Source organism: Robiginitalea myxolifaciens (assembly GCF_900115205.1).
In the GTDB taxonomy this organism is placed as follows: Bacteria; Bacteroidota; Bacteroidia; order Flavobacteriales; family Flavobacteriaceae; genus Robiginitalea; species Robiginitalea myxolifaciens.
Window position 1 is genome coordinate 857,595 of record NZ_FOYQ01000001.1, and the last position, 21,981, is coordinate 879,575.

The window sequence follows — 21,981 nt, forward strand, 5'->3', positions numbered from 1 at the left end:
ATTATTCCCATTTCATCCGCTGCAACCGCACCGCGTTTAGAATGGCTAACAACGCCACACCTACATCCGCAAATACGGCTTCCCACATCGTGGCCAGACCACCAGCGCCGAGAATAAGAACAATAATTTTCACCCCGAAAGCCAGACCTATGTTTTGCCATACAATCCTACGAGTAGAACGACCGATTTTGACCGCCCTAGCAATCTTGCTCGGCTGGTCGGTCTGAATGATGACGTCTGCGGTTTCAATGGCCACATCACTGCCCAAACCGCCCATTGCGACACCTACGTCGCTTGCTGCGAGTACAGGCGCATCATTGATGCCATCGCCCATAAATGCGACCGTTGTGTCGGGTTGCTTTTTAAGTTCTTCTACCTCGTTCAATTTATCTTGCGGTAACAGCCCGCCTTTCGCCCAATCGATATTCAGCTCTTCGGAAACCTGTTGGGTAATGGAATCCTTATCGCCCGAAAGCATTATGATTTTGGAAATCCCAGCATTACGTAGTTGCTTAATAGCTTGGTGTGCATCTTCCTTCAACTCATCAGCAATGGTCACGTATCCAGCAAACTTTCCGTCAATGGCCAACATTACTATGGATTCGACTAGAGTATCGGTCTCAGAGGGAACATCGATACCGTTGGAAACCATCAAAGCTTTATTGCCCACCAAGACCTGCTTTCCGTTGACTGTACCTTTTAATCCTTTTCCTGCAACTTCCGAAACTTCGGTTGCTTCATAACCCGCACCATCCGCTTTGTATTCCAATATGGCTTTTGCGATGGGATGGGTGGATTGTTCTTCCATCGCCATTAAGTATTGCATAAATTCCGCTTCCCCTTCGACTGCGCTCAGGGCAGGCGCGAAATTATTTTTGGTTACCACTTCCTTGATTTTAAACACCCCTTTGGTAACAGTGCCTGTTTTATCCATTACCACTGTATTCACCTTGGTCATGGCATCAAGGAAGGATGCACCCTTGAATAGTATCCCATTGCGGGATGCCGCACCGAGACCACCGAAATAGCCCAGAGGAATGGAAATGACCAAGGCGCAGGGGCAAGAAATCACCAAAAATATCAAAGCCCTGTAAAGCCAATCCCTGAATACATAATCGTCCACAAGGAAATAGGGAAGAAATGTAAGTCCGATAGCCAAGAAAACCACAATGGGCGTATAAATTCGTGCGAACTTTCTAATGAACAGTTCGGTCTTTGATTTTCGAGCGGAAGCGTTCTGTACCATATCCAGAATCCGCGCAATGGAACTGTCCTTAAATCCTTTTGTCGTTTCCACTTCGATAACACCATCGAGGTTGATGCTTCCCGCAAAGACTTTTTCGCCTTGAGCGATGGTATCGGGTTTGCTTTCACCAGTAATGGCAGCTGTATTTAGCGATGCTTTTTCGGACAGTAGAACCCCATCTAAAGGAATTTTTTCACCAACACGTACCTGAATCTTTTCGCCTATCTTGACGGTTTCGGGATTGACCGAAATAAAATCACCATTTCTAAAAACCAATGCTTCATCGGGTCGGGCATCCAAAAGGGCTTTAATGTTTCCCTTCGCCCGATTTACCGCTGCGTTCTGGAACAGCTCACCTACGGCATAGAAAAGCATCACGGCCACACCCTCGGGATATTCGCCTATGGCAAATGCACCCAGGGTGGCAATGGACATCAGGAAAAATTCCGTAAAGAAATCGCCGTTCCTAATACTGTCCCAGCCCTCTTTGATGACAGGAAAACCAACGGGAATGTAAGCTACGGTGTACCAAACAATCCGCACCCACCCTTTGAAAAATGGAAAAGTGTCAAAACAATCTATGGCGATACCCGTAATAAGCAGAACAAGGCTGAAAATGGCCGGTAGATAGGTCTTAAAATTAGTTGCTTCATCTGGAATGCTATGATTGTGTCCGTCATCGTAGTTATGTCCGCCCTGGTGTTCTTTCGGGTCCAAGTCCTGAAGGTTAACTTTTTTCTTTTTCATTTGCTTTGTCGGTATTTGCCCAATATTGGGGCCAAGTCTGACGGTAGCTCCATTTTTCGCAATGGTGGCACATCGCTTCCGCCGGTATTTCCAATAGGTACGTGGTCAATGAATGATTTCCAGCCACCGACCAAAAGACGTAAAACTTGACCCAAGACTTCTTTTGTGTTTCGCTGACGAAACCCAAATTTCAGCATGAGCCAATGCGTATAGGTATGCTCGATCGGATAGGATTGACCAAGAATATGGGAACGTTCAAGGTGGTGCCAAGCTGTCAATACATCATTGTTTTGAAGACAGGAACGGTATAGTTCAAGCTCTTTCAAATAATGACTTTTCAAATCGTGTGGAATAGTTGTATTGAATTTCAAGTTGCCCTTTTTCAATTGCCAAGGTATCAACTGAACAAGTGCAACGGAAGTGCATTTATTGCCCACTGCAATTATCACATATTCCTTTCAGGACCAGATTGGCATCTTCGGCAATAAATCCCTTGGGTAGATTGATATGAGGAATTTTCTGTTCGGTTAGACAAAGGGTATCACCACAATTGGTACAGTGAAAATGTAGGTGCAGGTCTCTTTCCAATTCACAATTACAACCTTCTTCGCATAGTGCATATTTCATAATACCGGAACCGTCGTCTATTTGGTGGACGACTCGTTTTTGCTCAAAAGTTTTCAGGGTTCTGAACAAGGTGGTCCTGTCCGCTTTGGCGAAGGTGTTCTCTATATCCGTAAGGGTGCTGGCCACTTTGGATTTGGCAAGATGCTGAAATACCAAAAGGCGCATCGCCGTTGGCCTTATTCCCTTACTCTCCAAAAATTTATCCGAGGGCGTCATAATCGTCACTTAGTTTAATCGTTGTCTTCGTTTCCGAAAGGTTTTAAAATAATTCCTACACTAAAAATAAACCCGTCAGTTGGGGCATAAATTTCTGGAAATGTAGGATTTTCGTGAGGGGGCAGTACCAACGGCGTAAAACGGCTTTGTCTCCTATCCGTAAAATTCTCAAAGTTGACAAAAGCACTTCCCCATTTAAAATTACGCATAGCTAGCAAACCCATGGTAATAAAATCGCTCGTTTCCAAACCATTGGAAAGCAATTGCTTTCCTGTGTAGTAAGTCTCATAGCCAATACGCCATTTTTCTGATTCGTACATTAAAACACTTCCAGCGTTGTGTTTTGCCGTTAACGGTTTTTGCGGGTTGCCCGGAAGGTAGTTCAATCGGGTATCGATGAGGGCATAGTTCAAGAACCACCTAAAGTCCTTATAGGTGAACTTGATGTTGGTCTCGGCACCCCTGCTCAGAATTTCACCGGAAGCATTCTCGAATTCAAAAAATTCATCATCCACTGGGGTCAGTAGCAATCCATCTCGTATCGCTGTTAGGTAGAACAATTGGTTTATGGAGAAACTAACGTTGTCCAACAGTCTGGTTTGATAGTTGAAGTCCAGATTAAGGCCGTAGGAGCGTTCCGCTTCAAGGTTACTTTTATCTATGGGCCTTATGTTTCTGAAGTTGATGAATTCTGCTTCCTCAGTAAAAATATCGGGGATTTTGTACCCCAATCCACCACCGAGCCTACTTGAAAAACTGCCGTTGGACTTAAACAACATTGAGACCCGTGGTAATGCAAAAAAGCCCCAATCCGTCGCATAATCGGTACGTAGACCTGTTTCAAGAATCCAATGTTCCGATAGGTCATGGATGTTATTTACGAACAGTCCCACCGTAAGGTCGTCTTGGTCGCGTTCCAAAGGGTTGTCCCGCTCATCAAATGATGTAGTATATAGGTTTGCCCCTAGAACCCAGTCCGCTTTCAGACCCTGTTTTTGATAGCTTGCTTCGGTAAAGGTATTCCACTGACTGCCTTTGAAAGATAGATCGGGAATTTCCAAACTCCTATCAAAAAAGGCGATGCTGTTCTTTATGGAAATGGATTGCTCGGAATCCAATTGGGACTCGTACACTGCTTGGGTGCTCAGACGTTTGGAAAGGTTCTCTTCGGTATATTGATGAATGCCATTTTCACCTTCCTCAATTTTTGTAATATCCCCACCTATTCTGTCATCATAGGTTCCATTGATTCCAAACCAGACGGTGGTGTTTTCTGAAGGGTAGTAAAACAGTTTAGGATTAAAACTTATGGATTGGGTATGTGGCAAATTGCTGAAACCATCATTTTCTGGGTCGAATGCCTTTTGATAGTGCCCGGAACCATAGAGAGTCCATCCCCATTTATTTTTCCGGTCTCCATAAAATACATTGACGGTGCTACCAAGGGCCTGGGTTTGGGTCAGCATGATATCAAGTTGTGGGTCTTCATCGGGGGTTTTGGAGACCATATTGACCAATCCCGCAATGGCACCACCACCGTAAAGGGTTGACGAACTTCCCTTTATTATCTCAAATTGTCTTAGATCCAATGGTGGAATCTGTAAGATGCTCAGTCCACTGGAAAATCCACCATAGAGCGGAAAACCATCGCGCAATAGTTGTGTATAACGACCGTCCAGTCCTTGAATTCTGATATTGGTATTGGCACTGCTCAATGAGGTCTGTTGCATCTGTATTCCTGTACTCTCCCTAAGAACCATCGAGATGTTCGTGGGGTTCATAATCGCCTTTTCACCTAGTTCTTCAACTCCGATAAACTCGATTCGTGTGGGTATTTTCTTGATTGTCCGAGTGCTTCGTGTTGATTGTAAAACTACTTCGTCCAAGGCGTTGGCACTTTCTTCCATGTAGAAAGTTAGTTCCGTATCGACCGGAACCGAAATAGAGGTTACCAAAGTCTTAAAGCCCAAATAGGAAATCTGCACTTGGTAAGTACCATTGGGAATTTCATCAAGCATGGCAATCCCATCAAAATTCGTGGTCGCTCCCTTGTCTAGGGATGGGATGTATACCGTGGCGCCAAGCAAGGGTTCTTGGTCTTTTTCGGTGAAGATTTTTATTTCCAATGTGTTCTGAGCATGGCCGAATGCACAAAACAGGAGCATGAGCCCAAAGCTCATAATGTATTCATTCATATTAATTGGGATAAACTGTCTTAATAATGTGGCGGGCGATGATTCTATCGCTTGGGGTCAGACGGTTTTCTTGGGCGGTTGAAGAAGGGAGGGTGAGAAGTTTATTCCGAAACCTTCACAGTAAGTGAATACCCGATTGGATATTGTCTCGTCAATAGGTTGAAATCCGAATATCCCAAAGTCCACCGTATGGGAGTGGCAGCAGTGGCAATGGCAGAAAGGTGAGCACAGTTCACAGTTGCCATGGTCTTGCCTGTGGTCAAAATCAACATGTACTTCCGTATTTTCGAAATTGTTGACAGGGGCATCATCGGAACATGGCAAGAAATTCAATGCCAAAAAATAGAAGGACAATATGACTGCTAGAAACTTCACAATGCAAAGATAGAAGAATTGCAGTGCAACTGTGTTGCAAAGGTTTGGGGGGGGTCAAATAACGGCCGATTTACGATACTAATCAAATTTCACCAAGGAATAATTGTATTAAGTCCCATTTTCCGTTCTTTTTGAGTAATTCCGTTAATTCATCTTTTACGGCACTAAAAAATCCATAAATAATTTGCATGCGCCTTTGAATCTAAGCACCCTATCGGGTGCTTTTTGTGGTTAGGGAGAAGAAGAAAAAGAGTGCTTTTTGAGAGTTATACAACCATGTAGGGTCTTCAAGCGTCACGACATAATTTTCGCATCATAGTCGTCAATGACATTGGTTTCAAATGAACTAAGGTAGGCTTGAGTCATGGCCTCAGTAGTATGGCCAAGACTATCCTGTATCACATTGCTCGGTGCACCGCTTCTTTTGAGTATGTTGGCATAGGTGTGTCGGGCAGTATAAATTGTGAATCTTGGAAGCTCCAGTCTTTCCGCCAAACGCTTTAGATAAATATTCTGCCTTTTTCGTTTGTTTTTTATGGTTTCATGGGTTTGATTTTGGGATACATCCTTAGTGAGTATAGGAAAGATATAATCATCCTTTTGAATCTTGCCCTTATTATAATCAAGGAGCATTTGCTTTAAAGCAGGGGTTATTTTGATGGAAAACAATTTGTTCTTTGTTTTGGCCCTTATATACGTTATCCGCTCAAAATCGCCTTGTACGTTATCCCCTCTCAACAAGGCCATATCCATCCAATTCATACCCCGCAAGTAAAACGAAGCCATGTACAGGTCTCGCGCCTTGGCCAAGTGAGGCTCTTCAATTGATACTTCCTTTAAAGTTTGTAATTGCTCACTGTTTAAAAATTGTCTTTTAGGAGTTCCGTTCTTTATCGAATAATCGTTAAAGGGATTGTGATTTTCCTTGGCTATCCCGTGCTTAACAGCTTTTTTGTAAACCGATCTCAGAGTTCTGAGATACACACTTAAACCACCGGCCGTATTTCCGGAAGCGTAATGATTGGTCTCCAACTTCTTTACAAAAGCGTAGTTGATTTGACGGAAAGGAAGGGAACGCTTTCCATGGAATTTTTCTATTCTATTTCTCAGGGTCCTATAAATTTCTGCATTGCCATATTTTCCGGCCTTTTTAAAATCTAGAATTAGAGAATCGATGAATTGATAAAAGTCCATGTTGCCAACGGACTTACCCTCTATTTCTTTTTTGATTGAGGACATCGACAAACTTTCAATTTTACCATCTTCCTCCAAGCGGGAAACGGTGTCGTAAATCTTCTTCAACTTTTCTTGTATTCCGTTGTTCAGCCGCGTAATATTGGAAGCTATTTTACTTGAAGGCCTTATACGTTGATTCTTGGCATCGAAGTCTTTTTCAGCCAAGTTGTAGCCCAAGGGCAGATATATAGATTTACGATTATAGGTGATGCGTATCACCAGCGGAAATGTTCCGTCCTGTTTTTGTCGTACTTTGTTTAGAAGGACTTTTGTGGTTAGCATGTGTTTATAAATTTATAAACTATTTATAAACAAATATAGGTATTATTTGGTTCTATATGGTTTTATATAATTTTTAATTTACTGAAAAACAGTTATTTAATTATTTTTAAAATCAATTAAAACCATAAATGACGTGTCTGTCACGCAGGGGGTCGCGGGTTCGAGTCCCGTCCAGACCGCAGAACGCGCAAAACCCTTCGCACGAAAGTGCGAAGGGTTTTTTCATTTTGCGAACGGAAAGCTTGCTTTTCAGTGAGTATAAATGGAAAAACCCTTCCCGCCGGCTAGCGCCGGCGAGAAGGGTTTTGCACGATTTGAAGGCCCACCCTTTCGGGCCCTTTTCGAGCCAATGGGGCGAGAAAAGAATCCCGGATTAAAATAGTGGGTGCATTCACCCACCCTTTCGGGCCCTTTTCGAGGCCATTGGCCGAGAAAAGAATCCCGGCTAAAATAGTGGGTGCATTCAGGCAACCCATTCCTGATATTTTACGTCTTATTTAGTAAATGCCCTGAGAAATAGAGGTGTCGGTTACCATATCTGCGTCGGTATAAAGTTGCTTTCAGGGAATCAGTAGTATAAGCATTACTTAAACACAATATTTCCATGAACACACTACGGAAAAAGACAGCATTAATAATCGCTTGCCTTTCGCTTTCATTTGCAAATGCCCAATATGAAATCAAACCAATAGAAGGTTACACGCCCAATATTGGCATAATGGTCAGTATGCTGGAAGATCTGAAGGCCAGGATAACGGAACAGGTAAAGGATCTGGACCAAACCCAGACCGATTTCCAATACGACGAGTATGCAAACAGCATTGGGGCTTTGGTCATGCATTTGGTTTCTACAGAAGCCTATTATCAAATAGAAACCTTAGAAGACCGGCAATGGACGGAAGATGAGCGTGCCCGGTTAGGATTGGCAGGAGAGCTTAACAATGAAACCAAAAAAATACTTCAGGGAAGACCGATCCAGCATTATCTGGATCTGTGGGACGAAGTCCGTCGAAAAACACTGACCGGACTTAAAACCAAAGACGATGAATGGTTTGCTTCAAATATCGAGGAGGGCATCAATTACCATTGGGTCTGGTTCCATGTTATGGAGCATTCGGCCAATCATATGGGTCAAATAGGGACAATTAAGAACAGGTTACCCGAGTAAACCACCACTGTTGGGCTACGTATAGAATCCAGCAAATAAAAAGTTGCTACCTCCTTATTGCTCCTCCAGCCGTACTTAAAAATATCGGGAATCATCGCGCGCCTCGCATCAATATCTTCTGCCTCGTGAGTCACGAACAAGGCCAAAAATACAGCGGGTTACAAGTTCATCAATAATATCATTTTTGATGCATGTCAGTAAATCCAAAAAGCACTCTAATATTTTTAATAATTTCAGTTCGAATAAAGTGAAGCTCACTACGTATCACTGATAGGTATTAGAAAAGGAGACATTCTTCAGCGTGAAATAATTAATTATCAAACATGGAACATTTGACCTATCCCGGAGTAGGTATCCTAATTGTGCTTATGGTATTTATTCTGGCGAAAAAGCGAAAAATTCCTAGTGATTGGTGGTTGTTTGTAGTTCTGTTAGCCATTGGAATCAAGTTTGTCGGTTTCATTTTGCCTTACGACTATACCATCTGGACGTATTGCGTTCAATCGCTGACTGAGTTTTATTTCTTCCCACTATTATTGATTTACGGACTCGTACTTATTTCTCCAAATCAAAAATTTAAACCTGTTTGGCTATGGAGTTTTAGTTTAGCAGTCCTCTTTACACTATTTCTTTTTTATGATATGGGAATCAGCAAAAAGACTTCCACATCAGAACAGATAAAAGAAATCTATGAGGCTGCTCCACCAAAGTATTTACTCTTCTACATTGCGCACTATGTATATCAGATAGTCCTATTAATCTGGTTCTTATTCCGGCTGAAAGGATATACCCTATCCCTTAAGGGAAGTTTTTCAAATATTGATAATATCAATATGCGTTGGCTAGGGAGTTTTACCAAAGCCTACCTTTTTACCATTTGCCTCGCTATGACTATTACGCTATTAAGACATCTAAAACAACCCTCTTATGAAGGTCTATTGTCTTATCTGTTTTATTTAAGTCTAACAATTGCCTTATTCTATGTTTGTTTTCATGGAATTCGACACTATGCTATTGCAGATTTTAAAGCCATTGGAGCTCACGATAGTGGACATAAAGAAACTTTCGAAAAATATAAGTCTTCGTCCTTGACCGAAGAAAAAATGAACAAGCTGTATCATCAGATCAAAAAGCTGATTGAAGATGAGCAGTGGTTTTTGAAACCCCAGCTCCGAATAGACGATCTGGCAAAAGAATTGCAGGTTACGATAAATCAGGTCTCGCAAACCATCAATTCGAAAGCGGAGAAATCCTTCTATGATTTTGTTAATAGTTATCGCGTTGCATATTTAAAAAATGAATTGATCAAATCGGAAAACCAACAATATACAATTCTGGCATTAGGCCTTGAAAGTGGATTCAATTCCAAATCTTCTCTGAATAGGATTTTCAAAGAATCAACCGGACTTACACCATTGCAGTTTCAAAGAATAAATATGCACTCCGCTTAATACTTCAAGTGTTAGCTATTAAGTCCCATATTATCTTTTGGGACGATTGGTATTTACACCTTTCTCAAATTTGGATCCATCAATCAAAATCGATCTGTAATGAGAAATTCAAAAAAGCTAATTCTTCTAGTATTTTCATGCTTACTAACGGTGCAATCCTCATGTTCAAAAGAGGAGAGTACTTCAGAACCTAGTTCCCCTTCAGAAAGGTTATTTCTAGCCACTAAAAACACACCCTACAATCCCTTCACGGGAACTGGGGGACTCAAAAACTATTTTTTGGTCTTATTGCCCGATGGAACAGCCTATAATGGTCTACCGCGGCAAAATACTTTAGGGCTGCTAACCAGAGCTGAATTGATTCAAGAGAATTCCCTCCGTGTCGGGGAATATGAAGAAAATGGCAATCAATTGGTTATCAAGTGGACTTTTAACCAAAACAAGGTTTGGACTTTGGAAAAAGAATCAGGGGGCTGGCGTCAGAATTCCACAAAAAAATACGAACCTATCAGCCCGAATGTAGCTAGTGGTACCCTTGATGCTACTTATGTCTTCGAACATACCGGAGCGTCTGGTTTCCCCGGCATCGGCAGCAACACATTGGGGGTACGAGACGAGATTAAGTTCAATAGGGACGGCACCTATGCCAGAACCATAATTGCAGGAGCTTCATCCGACGGAGGGGTCGGAACTAATGGTTCAATAGATGCGGGCACCTACACCATTGAAGGCTATGCATTACGTCTGGATAGTAACCAAGGCACCACGCTCTCATTCACCATTTTTAAATGGCCCGGGGAGGAGTCTACCGTCCTGGCCTTAAACGGAAAACGCTTTCAGAAAATCCAATAAATCATCTAAGGAGAACAATAATGAAACAAATTTTTAATTGTGACCATCCTGGGATAATGGCAAGTATCTTCCTCATTCTTTTATTTTCCGTCCCTTCAAGTGTATGGAGCCAAGACATACCCCAACCGGGGGTGCTAATCACAGAAAGTGATAAAAAAGCCATAGCGGACTTGGCTAGAGATATCCCTTTGATTCTTAGCAATGAAGGATGGGATGCCTATACCAACACGTTCACCAATGACTATAAAAACTGGTCCATGATTGGCGATAAGGTAAGGGAGCGAAAAGAATACCTTAGTCTGGTAAAAGACTGGTATGATAAAGGCAACAGGGCAACAGAGAGTAGGCTCAATTCCATTGGTTTTATTCCTGTAGATTCATCATGTGTACTCTTTCTATATGCCCTTAGGGAAGAATTCAATTCGACCAATGATTCATCCGGGAATAACTCAAGGGATATTCGATTTGTGGCTATTTATAGAAAGATTGATGGCGCATGGAAAAACTCCTTTACCGCATTTATGGATATGCCAAAACTATAATGGAATTATATAAACATGATCACATAACACTTACATGACATTGATATCAACCATCCAAAATAATACTATGAATGGACACTTAATTGCCGCGAGTGTTCTAACCCTTTTAGCGTTTTTTGTACACACCTTCATTGGTGATAAAGAGCTCCAGGTTTTAGAACCGAATCGTAAAAAAGGTAGTGTAGAAAAGGATACTGTAATATGGACGATGTCGCGATGCGGGTGGCACTGGATTTCATTCGATTTATTGTTTGCGACCCTTGGTCTGGCCCTTATCACGTTCACCGATACCCTGACCAATGAAGATCAATTACTGCAAATCATTTCAGTGTATTTTTTCGGTTACGGGATCGTATGGCTCATCACATTGGCGATTTCCAAATCGTTTCCAAAAAACTATGTCAAACTTGGCCAATGGATATTGTTGTGGACGATCAGCGGGCTCATTTTTTTGGGGACATGAAAGCTAGCGCATTGTGAATCGATTTTTTAGGATAACGAAGTGAAAATGAAAAACAGTATTTCCCGTCCAAGTTGTTTGCTACTAATGGCATTCCTTCTTACTGCAATTGGTTGCAACCAAACAAAAACCCATAAAGAAAATGATCTTGAAAAGGCCGTTCGAAGTAAAGCACAACAATATTTTGAAACGTATGCGGAACGCACTGATTGGAGTAAATTCTGTTCTTATTACCGAGAAGATTTCCTTTTTAAGGATATAATCCTCCAGTTGGAATTGGATAGCCTTTGGAAATTTAAGAGGTTCTATAAATGGGATGAGGAAGGAGATCGATTTCAAAAAATGTTCCCAGAGCAAAAAACCCTTGACTTGAATTCACTTGTTGTAGAGGGGAATATTGCTGTGGCCAAGGGGAATGTGAACCCGTTTTACTATGATGGTGAATTGATAGATACGGAATGGGGAATGGAATTTACCATATGGTTGCGTTTTGATCAAGATTTGAAGATCATTGAACAAATTGATTGGATTGAATACGACCCCAGGGTCCTTGAAAATACCATCCAAAGATGTAAGGAAAACGGCTTTGAGGCCATTCCAGAGTGGTTAGATTTATCCAGGGATAAATAAAAACGCCAAAATTCAATGCGGTTTTTCAAGAAGATTAAAAGAAGTAATCTTACTTACATTCTCAGTGAGCTGGTATTGCTCTTTATTGGGATCAATCTTGCCATCTGGTTCAATAATTGGAATACTTCTAAAAAAATTAATGAGGCTAAAGCGGTAGCCATCGAAAAGATTATTGATGAGATTGAAAATAATCAGTTGGAAGTTGAAACGGTTTTGCAAAATAATTATATCGTTCTCAATGCCTATGAAGATTTCAAAAACCTGTATTCGGGAAATACCTCAGTGGTGAAGGCGGATGCAATTAAGATGCAAACGTTGACCAATAAATACCCAGGTTTTTTTACCGTAAAAGATTCAACCTTGATTGACGAAGGTCAATACCTGTATGAAGGAAGTTCACGAATAAATCTTGAAATTCCAACCTTAACAGAAATTGCCTGGGAAACCACCGTAACAAAAAACATCTCCGTCGAATTCAGCTATGACTGTTTATATGAATTGGAAAGCGTTTACAATCTACAGCGAAGGGTTCAGGTTGAAATTGACAAATCAGCTGATGCATTACAAAAGGGTGATATAGAGAGTTTGATGGTCATCTTGGATTTTTTGAATCAATTAGGCAACGATTTGAAACAGGATTATGAGGCTTTGAAAGAGCACATAAAAAACTGTAGCTAATAGCACTTCGATCCTAACTTTCGATGTTGGCTTATTACTCGCGTTTAGTTCCCTTTTTTTATTCAGTGTTTTTTCATTCTTCAGGATGAGCTGAATTATGAATTCATTACTTAGCTCTTATCGAATTTGAGGTTGCTAACCGCAGGACCATACTGGGAAGTCTTGTTTAAAACAGGAAACCCACAAGCTATAAAAGATTTCGAAAAAAGGTAGCGTATAGACTGCAAGAAAATGGGAATACAAATTGTATCCCCTTTCGTGGCCGAAATTGGACGTTATTATTGAAAAATCCGAAAGTCATCTCCCTCCTTCCCTACTCCTCAGCCAGCTGTACCGCTATTCCATTAACATCGAAGTATTCGGTTACCTGTGCTATTTTGCCCGCCTCGTTAAGGGATATGATGCTGTAAAAATTAACACCGATTTCCTTCCCAGTTGCCGTATGGGTAGCGGTCCAAATCCCATAAACCCGGATGGCATCGGGAGTATCAGAAGCTGAATCCTCCGGGAACACAGAGCCCGACCAGTAGGCGTTTTCCATAGTGCCATCCGGTAGCTTTATCCCCGGGTGCCACTGAATGTTTTCAAAATTATCGTGGTAGCCTTTAATTGCGGCCAGCAAGACATCACTGCCAACCCACGCTCCACCATTATACGCTGGAGGACTGTACTTCAAGGTGTCGGCCATCATTGCGCGCATAGCGTCTATATCTTCAGCCTCATGTGCGGAGTACAAAGCTTCAATCACAGCAACTTGCTTATTAAAAGCATCATAATCGGGAGCGCTTTCCATCACAGGAGCCTCCTCAGACGCTGCTGGTTGTTCCTTACAACCAAGCGTCACTACTAAACTCATTACTACGAGCGTAAGAACTAATTTTTTCATTTGCTTACTAATTAGATTGGTTACGCTTTAAGTTACAAAATATTTGCTAATTGCCTTATTTCGTGAAGTTTATAGTTCTGAAACTATGTAAATGCTAAGATCCCAATTGAAGATATCTGCCTGCTGGCATAACAGAATCCCGGGTGTAGAAGTCAATTTCGAAAGTATCCAGGATTTTGAAAAGTTCGTCGCGTTTGGCGTCGGTTACTTTTGACTCCCAACGTCGGATCAGGAAATCCTTGTCCTGAATCATATCCTTAGTATTGTGACTTACGGAAGCCGAAGGCCGCTTGATCTGCTTAAACATAGGGGCTGTTTCGGGGAGGTTAAACTTTCTGGCCATAAGTTCTATGGTAGCTTCCGGATCCATAACCGTCTCTTCGTAATTGAGGAGTACCCAGTCCTCGGCCTCTCCGGAATTAATCATCCGGTGGGGAATCAGGTTTTTAAAGCACCAATCCAGTACGTGACGGTCTAGTTCGTCCCCGCTCTGCATAATTGTATTCGCCAAATCTACCTGGGCTTCTGTAAGCACTTCTTTCCTGAATTTTTCATTGCTCATAAAATCGGGGCACTCATCGGGCCAACCCTCCTGTAAAATAGACAGCGCGTTCGCAATGGGGTGCCGCATCAAAAAAGCCGATTGAACAGGTAGGTTTTGGTCTATCTGACGGGCCTGTGCAATGGCATTGGTAACCTGAAAAACCACCCGATTGGTTTTGCGATCAAAGAACTCGTTGTCGAATTGGAGTACCGGGTAGACTTCGATTTCGCAGAGTAAAATTTTACGGGCGAGTGTATCGAATTTGGCCTGATCTTTTTCGGAAAAACAAACAAATTGCTCAAAGGCGTGCTCCTCATAACCGACAATGCCTTGCTTTAAATTGGGTGCGCGCTTCTTATGCCGGCTTCGCAGGGCCGACACAAACGGACGGCCAACGTAACGCATCCCGGGATGGGCAGACAGGGTATTGAGAATCCAGGTAGATCCACTCCTGCGGGTACAGAAGAGTGCGATATTCGGTTCCGGACCATTTTTATGACTACAAAGCACCCTGAAGGCCAACTCCCGAATGGTCATTCCGGTTACCGAATTGGTGAATCCCGCGAAAAATTTATTGTAAATGTTGGATCGAAACCAGGATATGAGGCTCATGTGCTTTAGCTATCGGTTGGTTGGTAAATGTGCATATAGTACAAATATTTCACAATTATTCCAGACAAACTATTTGGATTCCCTCCCTAAAGCTTTACGGCTTACGCTCTGGGAACAGGCCACCGCTCTCTTTCGGCCTGCATTCTTTTTTTTCTCGTTCCGAAGCGGTGAATAGTCATCAACAACGTGATTATTAAAAAGACAACTCCCCCAACGGTAAAGACCAGTGATCCAATACCAACAAATAGTGTTCCGCCTACCAACAAGCCCAGCATACTAGCAATACTCCCCATAGAGGTGCCATAGCCCTGTATAGCTCCCTGAAAGCTTTTTGTACCAATACCTGATAAAATCGATAGGAAGCTGGGCCACATTAGACCGTTTCCAATTGAAAGCAAGGTGTTGGCAGCATACAGCTGAAGTATGTTTTCTGTCGAAAGTGCCATAAAACTAATCCCGAGGCAAAAAGAACCTATCAAAACAAGCGCATGACTTGAAATAATTTTTGAGAGTCGCGACAAAACGGGTCCCTGGACCAAAACCATAATTAAACTGGAATAGGCCAAGAATATGCCTAGTGCCGAAGCGGTCCAGTCGAGATAATCACTGGCATAAATCGGAAGTCCAGCGTAGAATAGACTAAATGCAAAAAATGTCAAAAAGTAGATCGCGTATAAAAGCGGGATCCCGGGAAGCTTGAGAACAGCTTTCCAACTTTTTTGTTCTTCTCCCTGCGCTTTCAACTCGCCCTCAGTAAAACAATCCTTATGCTCCACCTGAAAGAATCTTCTAATATTCCGCAGCGACACATTTTTAGTATCAACGACACAGGGAACACTCTCCTGTAGTCGAAATACAATCACAAAAATGGCGATAAGAGAAATTAAAGCAGCCAGGATTAGCGGTAGCGTGGCCCCCAGAACAGTACTTGCAAGGATACCTGCCAAGGCCGGACCCAAAACAAAACCCAGACTTGTCGAAGCTCCCATTTTCCCAAAGTTACTACTGCGGTTTTCGTCATCAGATATATCGGACATATATGCATTGGCGACCGAAACATTCCCCCCGGTAAACCCGTCAAACATCCTGGCTATGAAAATTACAGCAAGGGGTAAAGTCATAACATACCTACCCGTGGATTGATTATCCTGAGACCATAGCATATTCTCCGGTAGGAGGAAGGCCAATAGGAACAGGGACCAGGCAATAAATGTCCCCACCTGTGAGACGATCAACACTTTCTTTCTACCTACTCTGTCGGATAGTCGCCCAAGGATTGGAGCACCGATAAATTGAAAGAAGGGATAAGTAGCTCCTAAAACCCCATAAATAAATCCGTTCCCGCCGAAATCCTGTACAATGAAAATAAGAATGGGTACTACGATACTATAGCCTAGGATTCCTATAAAATTGACCAGGAGGATTGGAAAAATTCTCGATTTGAAGAGTCCCGAAAGTAGGTTGTTTCGCATTTCTTAAAGATAACTCCTTGAGTGACATTGCAAAGCGGCTCAGCTTAACAATAAAAACCAATAGGCTTGCTTGGCAGCTAAATCTACGAGAAGCTTTCAAAATGTATATTAAAATATACTTTATATATTTAATATTTCTATTTAGTATATAATAATATACGTTATAAATTAGTTCTGAATGTACGCTTTAACAGCGCTGACTGCTTTTCAGGAACTCCGGCCTGCTGGGCGAAAGTCTTCCACTCCCGGACAGCTTCTAATACCTCGTCCAGCACTTCCGCCCCGTCTTTTAGACTAATGGCCCGGGCAACAGCCAAAAGGTCGGCACGAGTAAAATCATCTCCTTTTCCCTGAATGGTCATTTGATGGCTATTGGTCCAAATCCCTGCAGGATTGAATGCGTAGGTAACGTCGTATGCCGGAGACAGTTGCCATGTTCCGGAAGGATCCATGGTAAAAGAAATGTTCTTGGTATGGTCGTCCTGGTTTCGCGCAACAACATTGAACACCATACGCCGGTATAGCTGTACGGCCTCGTTAAAAGAAAGGCGCAACTGTCGCATTACCTGAAAAGCATCCTCGTAGCCATATACCCCGGGTTTTTTATAATCGAAGTGGGCCAGGGAACACAGGGTTTGCATGTGCAACTTCTGCCCTTGGGCCAGGCGATCAAAACGCTGGGTCATGAAATGGGCACGTCCGTTTTCTTCCAGCAACCGGGAAGGCATCATCTCAATCCCACAAGCTTTGGCCATCAGGTAATAAGCGTACTCAATCCGACCATAGCCCTGGGGATCTCCCAGTTCCTCATTGGTAACCCCGTCGAACTTCAGAATGTAGTATTGAAAACCCTCAGGGGTCGTAGTTTGCCCCGAACGAATTTCCCCTGTATCCGCATTATAGGCGATAATGGCCTTGGCGCGTTGTCCTCCTGCCGAGGTACCCACCTTAATCAGTTCATTGAGGGTCTCGGTCTCCCGTAGATTCAGCTGCAGGTCTTCGCGCTCTTGCAGTACTTTTCCGGATAACTCCACCAGGCCTCCGATATTGAGGGAGGTGGATTGCTCATATCCCAATTTCCGTGCAGGCTCGAATTCCAGGGCCCCCATTCCGCGGGAACCAATATAGGTAAGCCGGTCGAGGGGAGTGAAATCCAGCGGACGGATGTCGTTGAGGGACAGCCAACGATCGATCAAGCGGTTTCCAAAATCATCGGGAAGCACATCTGAAAGCATCCCGGGAAGTCCCCGAAATGTCTCCTGATTCAGCGAAGGGAAGCTGTAGATTTTACCACGGGAAGCTTGTAAACTCATATGGATTGGGGAGACATCCCAACCGGAATCCAGGAAATCCGGAAAAAACTCAAAGGAACCATAGTTTCGGGATTCATCCCAACTCAAGGCCCCAAGATCCCGATCCCATAGCCTGACTTTAATTACATCTATCATAGGAATGGAGTGCTACCAATTCGATTCAGCCGTACCCTCGGAAGTATTCCCGGAAGCCCGTTCGCGTTCTTTACCTTTCAGTTGCAAGAGCTGTATTGGGCTGAGTCCCGGATCTGGAAGGAATTGATCCAGCCCCTCCAAGTCTCCGTAAACCCGAAGTATCTGGATAACAGTCTGCAAGGAGGCGTTGCGGCCACTTTCTAAATTCTTGATTGTTTGGATATGGAGTCCGGAACGCTCAGCAACCTGCTCCTGAGTCATGTTTAAATTGAGCCTGCGTTGGCGCAATCGGGACGTTAACTCCTTAAGTATCTGGGCATCTGACAATGAAGTGAATCGCATTTTAAGTACTCTTTATTATACGTTAACTACAAATATAGCTATTTAGTATAATATTATGTACTTTAAAAAACTTCTATTGCTTACGGAACCGTTGCCTTGGCCGCCCCTGTTATGGCCATGTTCCCATTTTCACTCAGGAGCATCAGGGTAATCGCCTCTTTTTGTGCGACCCAGGAAGGTATTTCCAGGCTTCCCCTCCCAGTACTAAGCTCGCCATCCAGATACCGCTCCGTAACTACGATATTGCTATTTTTCAGGGTTCGGTTTCGGTTTTCCCCCCGGGTAACCTGGGTCACACGTTCATTGAGGACAAGGACGGCACGCAAGGAAAGATCCTCCAGATTCCCCACGAGCGCATACTCGAAATTAACCCGATCGGCACCGCGGGAGACATCATTCAATCCTATTTTAACGGAAGCCCCCTGTTTTGAGAAATGTTTGATATGGGCGGCCATTTCCCTGGATTTGGACCCCACAAAATGTGCCTGGCCGTTGACCACTACCTCCGGCGTATAATTCCCGGGGTAATCCAATTGTCGGTTATAAAAACTTTGGCGAGCCGTATATTCCTTTTTACTGAAGGGATCCTTCCACCCGATATAATTCCAATAGTCCACATGATAGGAAAGGGCAAAAACGGTTTCGGGATTAGCTTCCTTTACGCTTTCCAGCAAGGCATCTGCTGGCGGACAGCTAGAACAGCCCTGTGAGGTAAAAAGTTCCAGTACCACAATGGGAGGATATGTTTCGACCCCATCGGCGGTCGGCGCTATCGGTCGGGAAACTTCCGTTGAACCCGACAGATCCTTAGACTTCTCGAGCCCGGGAACCATAAAAGCCGCCAAACAAACGGCCAGCAGAAGAAATAAAAGTAGGTAAATGTGCTTTCTCATTTTCAAAGGAGCTTGAGATAATTGGATCGCATCGGTATGGCATTCCTTACTCCGGTTGCCAAAATTTACAGTACCTTACCCCTATGGGACACAAGTTTAAATGGCTACCCGTATTGCTGCTGACGGTTTTGGCCGCTCCTGCATCACTCACCGCCCAAAAGGCAGACTCCTCCGATGCCTTTCCCTCGGAAAAGGAACCCCAAAACAGGCCGAACATCCTCTTTATTATGTCGGACGATCACGCCTACCAGGCGATCAGTGCCTATGACGACCGGCTAATACAAACCCCGAACATAGACCGGATTGGGGAAGAAGGGATGCGCTTTACCAATGCCTGTGTAGCAAATTCGATTTGCGCTCCTTCCCGGGCGACTATCCTCACCGGCAAACACAGCCACCTCAATGGAAAGATCGATAACCGCTTCCCCTTTGACACGACCAATGTGACCTTCCCACAACTCTTTCAGGAGGCAGGTTATCAGACCGCCATGTACGGGAAGCTCCATTTTGGCAATAACCCGAAAGGCGTAGACGATTTTATGATTCTACCCGGGCAGGGGAATTATATCAATCCGGATTTCATTACCCGGGAAGGGGACACCTCCATTACCGGATACGCCACGGATATTATTACGGACAATACCCTGCACTGGCTTAAAGAAAAACGCGATCCGGATCGGCCATTCATGATGATGTACCTGCATAAAGCCCCGCACCGACCCTGGTGGCCCAGGCCCGATAAATTTGCGGAATTCAGCCAGAAGACCTTCCCCGAACCGCCGACCTTATTCGACGATTATTCCAACCGGGGAACGGCCGCAAAGACCGCGGAAATGAACCTACTCGAGCACATGCGCTACAGCCATGACAGTAAAATCCGGCCGGCTACCCTCGAAGCCATGGGCGAAATTTCTCCTGATGTGCCGCCTTACGACTGGGGATGGAGCGGTCCGTATGACACTCGCGTTAATGCCGAACAGCGGGCTTTGTACAAACCGGTGCTCGATTCTATCAATGATTGGTTCCAGGCCAACTGGCCCAAGCTCAGTGAGCGCGAAAAAATGCAGTGGAAATACCAACGGTATATGCAGGATTACCTGGCATGTATTTCCTCGGTCGACGACAATGTGGGCCGGGTGTTGGACTACCTGGAGGAAAGCGGACTGGCCGAAAATACGATTGTCATTTACACCTCGGACCAGGGCTTTTACCTGGGGGAGCACGGCTGGTACGATAAGCGCTTTATCTATGACGAATCCTTTAAAACCCCTTTGCTGGTAAAATGGCCAGGGGTAACCAACCCCGGAGAGGTAAACACTAAAATGGTGCAAAACCTGGACTTTGCCCCTACCCTGCTGGATGCCTGTGATATCGAAATTCCGGAAGATATGCAGGGGGAAAGCCTGGTTCCCTTACTGCAGGGAAATGACGAAGATTTTACCAGGGAAGCAGTTTACTACCACTACTACGAGTACCCGGCCGTCCACATGGTCAAGCGCCACTACGGCATTGTTACCGAATCCTACAAATTGGTGCATTTCTATTACGATGTGGATGAATGGGAATTGTACGACCGCAAAAAAGATCCCCTGGAGTTGCGCAATGAAATCAATAATCCGCAATACGCGGGAGTTATCGATCGGCTTCGTCGGGAATTGGCTGAACTCCGGCAATTTTACGGAGACTCCGATGCCCTGAACCAGCGGTATATCGATCTGTATCAAGAGGATTCTGGAGGATGACCCCAGTAAAAGAATAGGAAATTTGGCTTAACTTAATAACCTTCTAATTGCAAAAAACCAACCCAATGCGCCACGTATCCCGAACGGTTCAACTGACACTTCTGTTACTGTCAGTAACCCTATTTTCCTGCAGTAGTGAAGGAGCTGACCCCTATTCCCCTCCCACCAACCAAAATCCTCCACAATCCAACAATCCGCCTAATAACCCCAGTCCGGGTACACCCTCTGGTGGCGAAACCCCGGAATCGGAAGATTTGTTCAGTGAATTCGACGAGGAAATAACCAATTTTATGCGTCAGCATGGTATTCGTGGAGCACAAGTGGCTATCGTACGTTTCGAAAAATTGGTGTATTACCGTTCTTTTGGTTTGGCCGATGAGGACGCCGCTGAGCCTGTAGGTCCAAATTCGCGTTTCCGAATCGCCAGTGTTTCCAAACCTGTAACGGTCCTCGCAATTTCCAAATTAGTAGCAGACGGCAAACTGTCCATGAACGACAAAGTTTTTGGTGATGGCGGTATCCTGGGCACCCAATATGGTACCCCGCCATATGGCGCTGCAATCGAAAGGATATCCGTAAATCATCTGGTAGAGCACACTTCGGGATTTACAAACGACCCTTACGATATCATGTTCGATGCTATAGAGCTGAGCCATGAAGATTTAATAAACAGGGTACTCGACGAACGTGACTACAGCGGGTCCCCGGGCTCGACCTACTACTACAGCAATTTTGGATATAGCTTACTGGGACGGATTATCGAAGAGGTCTCGGGTATGACCTACGAAGACTATGTTCAGGAAAAAGTTCTTGAACCTATGGGTATAACGCAAATGGTCATTGGCGGAGATACCGAAGCTGAGCGCCTGCCCAACGAAGTTAAATATTACTCTACCTGGTTCGATCCTTATGCCCTGCCCGTAAATCGAATGGATTCCCATGGGGGATGGATTGCCTCGGCTAAGGATTTAGCCCGATTCGCTGCAGGAACGGATACCCGTTCGTTTGTTCCTGATCTCTTGGAATTTGGGGACGGGCAGAGCTATTTACTCAATGGCTCCTATGGCCATTTCGGTGCTCTCGCCGGAACCCAGTCCATCATTTCCGTAAACACTACAAATTCCTTTGCCGTTGTCTTCAATTCCGGGAACGCAAACTTCGACGCCGTATTGCGTGCTATGAATCAGCTGGTACACGATGAAATAAACGCGCGAACCACCTGGCCACAGGAAGATCTTTTTTGATTTGCATCAGGAGAATTAGTGCCACTTAATGGGCTATTCCCCTCCAGCATCCTTTAGCAATACCCCAATCGCTCCCGATTCCGGACCCAATGG

The 21,981-nt window shown here is 44.0% G+C and carries 21 protein-coding genes; 9 read left to right on the forward strand and 12 right to left on the reverse strand.

Annotation, left to right across the window (positions count from 1 at the left end; all coding sequences use genetic code 11):
• Window position 1: 1 nt before the first annotated feature.
• The 6 genes from BM318_RS03785 to BM318_RS03810 form a co-directional block, all read right to left on the reverse strand.
• Window positions 2-1,993 carry a heavy metal translocating P-type ATPase gene (locus BM318_RS03785; protein ID WP_092980801.1) on the reverse strand — a complete coding sequence of 664 codons (1,992 nt, stop codon included), beginning with the start codon at window positions 1,991-1,993 and terminating at the stop codon, window positions 2-4.
• The gene (locus tag BM318_RS03790; RefSeq protein WP_092982057.1) at window positions 1,990-2,364 is read right to left on the reverse strand and encodes a DUF3703 domain-containing protein; all 375 of its coding nucleotides are present in this window, start codon (window positions 2,362-2,364) and stop codon (window positions 1,990-1,992) included. The genes BM318_RS03785 and BM318_RS03790 overlap by 4 nt, the downstream gene beginning before the upstream one ends.
• Window positions 2,365-2,419: 55 nt before the next feature.
• Entirely contained in the window at window positions 2,420-2,836 is a 417-nt protein-coding gene (locus BM318_RS03795; RefSeq protein ID WP_092980802.1) for a Fur family transcriptional regulator, read from the reverse strand.
• 14 nt (window positions 2,837-2,850) lie between these two features.
• Window positions 2,851-5,031: a TonB-dependent receptor gene (locus tag BM318_RS03800; protein ID WP_177218251.1), complete on the reverse strand. Its 2,181-nt coding sequence runs from the start codon at window positions 5,029-5,031 to the stop codon at window positions 2,851-2,853.
• Between the two features lie 57 nt (window positions 5,032-5,088).
• Window positions 5,089-5,406 carry a DUF6660 family protein gene (locus BM318_RS14535; RefSeq protein ID WP_092980804.1) on the reverse strand — a complete coding sequence of 106 codons (318 nt, stop codon included), beginning with the start codon at window positions 5,404-5,406 and terminating at the stop codon, window positions 5,089-5,091.
• Window positions 5,407-5,700: 294 nt separating this feature from the next.
• The gene (locus BM318_RS03810; RefSeq protein ID WP_092980805.1) at window positions 5,701-6,924 is read right to left on the reverse strand and encodes a site-specific integrase; all 1,224 of its coding nucleotides are present in this window, start codon (window positions 6,922-6,924) and stop codon (window positions 5,701-5,703) included.
• 604 nt (window positions 6,925-7,528) lie between these two features.
• On the opposite strand from BM318_RS03810, the gene BM318_RS03815 reads away from it, so the two are divergent.
• The 7 genes from BM318_RS03815 to BM318_RS03845 all read left to right on the forward strand — a co-directional run bounded on the left by BM318_RS03815 (window position 7,529) and on the right by BM318_RS03845 (window position 12,705).
• Window positions 7,529-8,092: a mycothiol transferase gene (locus BM318_RS03815; protein ID WP_092980806.1), complete on the forward strand. Its 564-nt coding sequence runs from the start codon at window positions 7,529-7,531 to the stop codon at window positions 8,090-8,092.
• A gap of 323 nt (window positions 8,093-8,415) precedes the next feature.
• Window positions 8,416-9,543: a helix-turn-helix domain-containing protein gene (locus BM318_RS03820; RefSeq protein ID WP_092980807.1), complete on the forward strand. Its 1,128-nt coding sequence runs from the start codon at window positions 8,416-8,418 to the stop codon at window positions 9,541-9,543.
• Between the two features lie 357 nt (window positions 9,544-9,900).
• A complete protein-coding gene (locus BM318_RS03825) occupies window positions 9,901-10,395 on the forward strand; it encodes a hypothetical protein (RefSeq protein WP_143099914.1) in 495 nt (164 codons plus the stop codon).
• 20 nt (window positions 10,396-10,415) lie between these two features.
• Entirely contained in the window at window positions 10,416-10,937 is a 522-nt protein-coding gene (locus tag BM318_RS03830; protein WP_143099915.1) for a hypothetical protein, read from the forward strand.
• Window positions 10,938-11,004: 67 nt separating this feature from the next.
• Complete coding sequence (locus tag BM318_RS03835) at window positions 11,005-11,400, forward strand: hypothetical protein (RefSeq protein WP_092980813.1); 396 nt, start codon at window positions 11,005-11,007, stop codon at window positions 11,398-11,400.
• Window positions 11,401-11,445: 45 nt separating this feature from the next.
• Window positions 11,446-12,027: a hypothetical protein gene (locus BM318_RS03840; RefSeq protein ID WP_143099916.1), complete on the forward strand. Its 582-nt coding sequence runs from the start codon at window positions 11,446-11,448 to the stop codon at window positions 12,025-12,027.
• 15 nt (window positions 12,028-12,042) lie between these two features.
• Window positions 12,043-12,705 carry a hypothetical protein gene (locus tag BM318_RS03845; RefSeq protein ID WP_092980815.1) on the forward strand — a complete coding sequence of 221 codons (663 nt, stop codon included), beginning with the start codon at window positions 12,043-12,045 and terminating at the stop codon, window positions 12,703-12,705.
• A 313-nt stretch (window positions 12,706-13,018) separates the two neighbouring features.
• Here BM318_RS03845 and BM318_RS03850 read toward each other — a convergent pair whose 3' ends face one another.
• The 6 genes from BM318_RS03850 to BM318_RS03875 form a co-directional block, all read right to left on the reverse strand.
• Window positions 13,019-13,591, reverse strand: coding sequence for a nuclear transport factor 2 family protein (locus BM318_RS03850; RefSeq protein WP_092980817.1), 573 nt, complete (start codon window positions 13,589-13,591; stop codon window positions 13,019-13,021).
• A gap of 94 nt (window positions 13,592-13,685) precedes the next feature.
• Window positions 13,686-14,747, reverse strand: a complete 1,062-nt coding sequence (locus tag BM318_RS03855) for a hypothetical protein (RefSeq protein WP_092980819.1) — start codon at window positions 14,745-14,747, stop codon at window positions 13,686-13,688.
• Window positions 14,748-14,848: 101 nt separating this feature from the next.
• Window positions 14,849-16,219 carry an MFS transporter gene (locus BM318_RS03860; RefSeq protein WP_092980821.1) on the reverse strand — a complete coding sequence of 457 codons (1,371 nt, stop codon included), beginning with the start codon at window positions 16,217-16,219 and terminating at the stop codon, window positions 14,849-14,851.
• Between the two features lie 161 nt (window positions 16,220-16,380).
• A complete protein-coding gene (locus tag BM318_RS03865) occupies window positions 16,381-17,667 on the reverse strand; it encodes a type II toxin-antitoxin system HipA family toxin (RefSeq protein WP_092980822.1) in 1,287 nt (428 codons plus the stop codon).
• Window positions 17,668-17,679: 12 nt separating this feature from the next.
• A complete protein-coding gene (locus BM318_RS03870) occupies window positions 17,680-18,009 on the reverse strand; it encodes a helix-turn-helix transcriptional regulator (RefSeq protein ID WP_092980823.1) in 330 nt (109 codons plus the stop codon).
• Window positions 18,010-18,089: 80 nt separating this feature from the next.
• Complete coding sequence (locus BM318_RS03875; protein ID WP_092980825.1) at window positions 18,090-18,902, reverse strand: DUF1223 domain-containing protein; 813 nt, start codon at window positions 18,900-18,902, stop codon at window positions 18,090-18,092.
• Between the two features lie 83 nt (window positions 18,903-18,985).
• Here BM318_RS03875 and BM318_RS03880 point away from each other — a divergent pair, with 83 nt between their 5' ends.
• Window positions 18,986-20,644 carry a sulfatase family protein gene (locus tag BM318_RS03880; protein ID WP_092980827.1) on the forward strand — a complete coding sequence of 553 codons (1,659 nt, stop codon included), beginning with the start codon at window positions 18,986-18,988 and terminating at the stop codon, window positions 20,642-20,644.
• A gap of 65 nt (window positions 20,645-20,709) precedes the next feature.
• Window positions 20,710-21,888 carry a serine hydrolase domain-containing protein gene (locus BM318_RS03885; protein WP_143099917.1) on the forward strand — a complete coding sequence of 393 codons (1,179 nt, stop codon included), beginning with the start codon at window positions 20,710-20,712 and terminating at the stop codon, window positions 21,886-21,888.
• The last annotated feature ends 93 nt before the right edge of the window (window positions 21,889-21,981 follow it).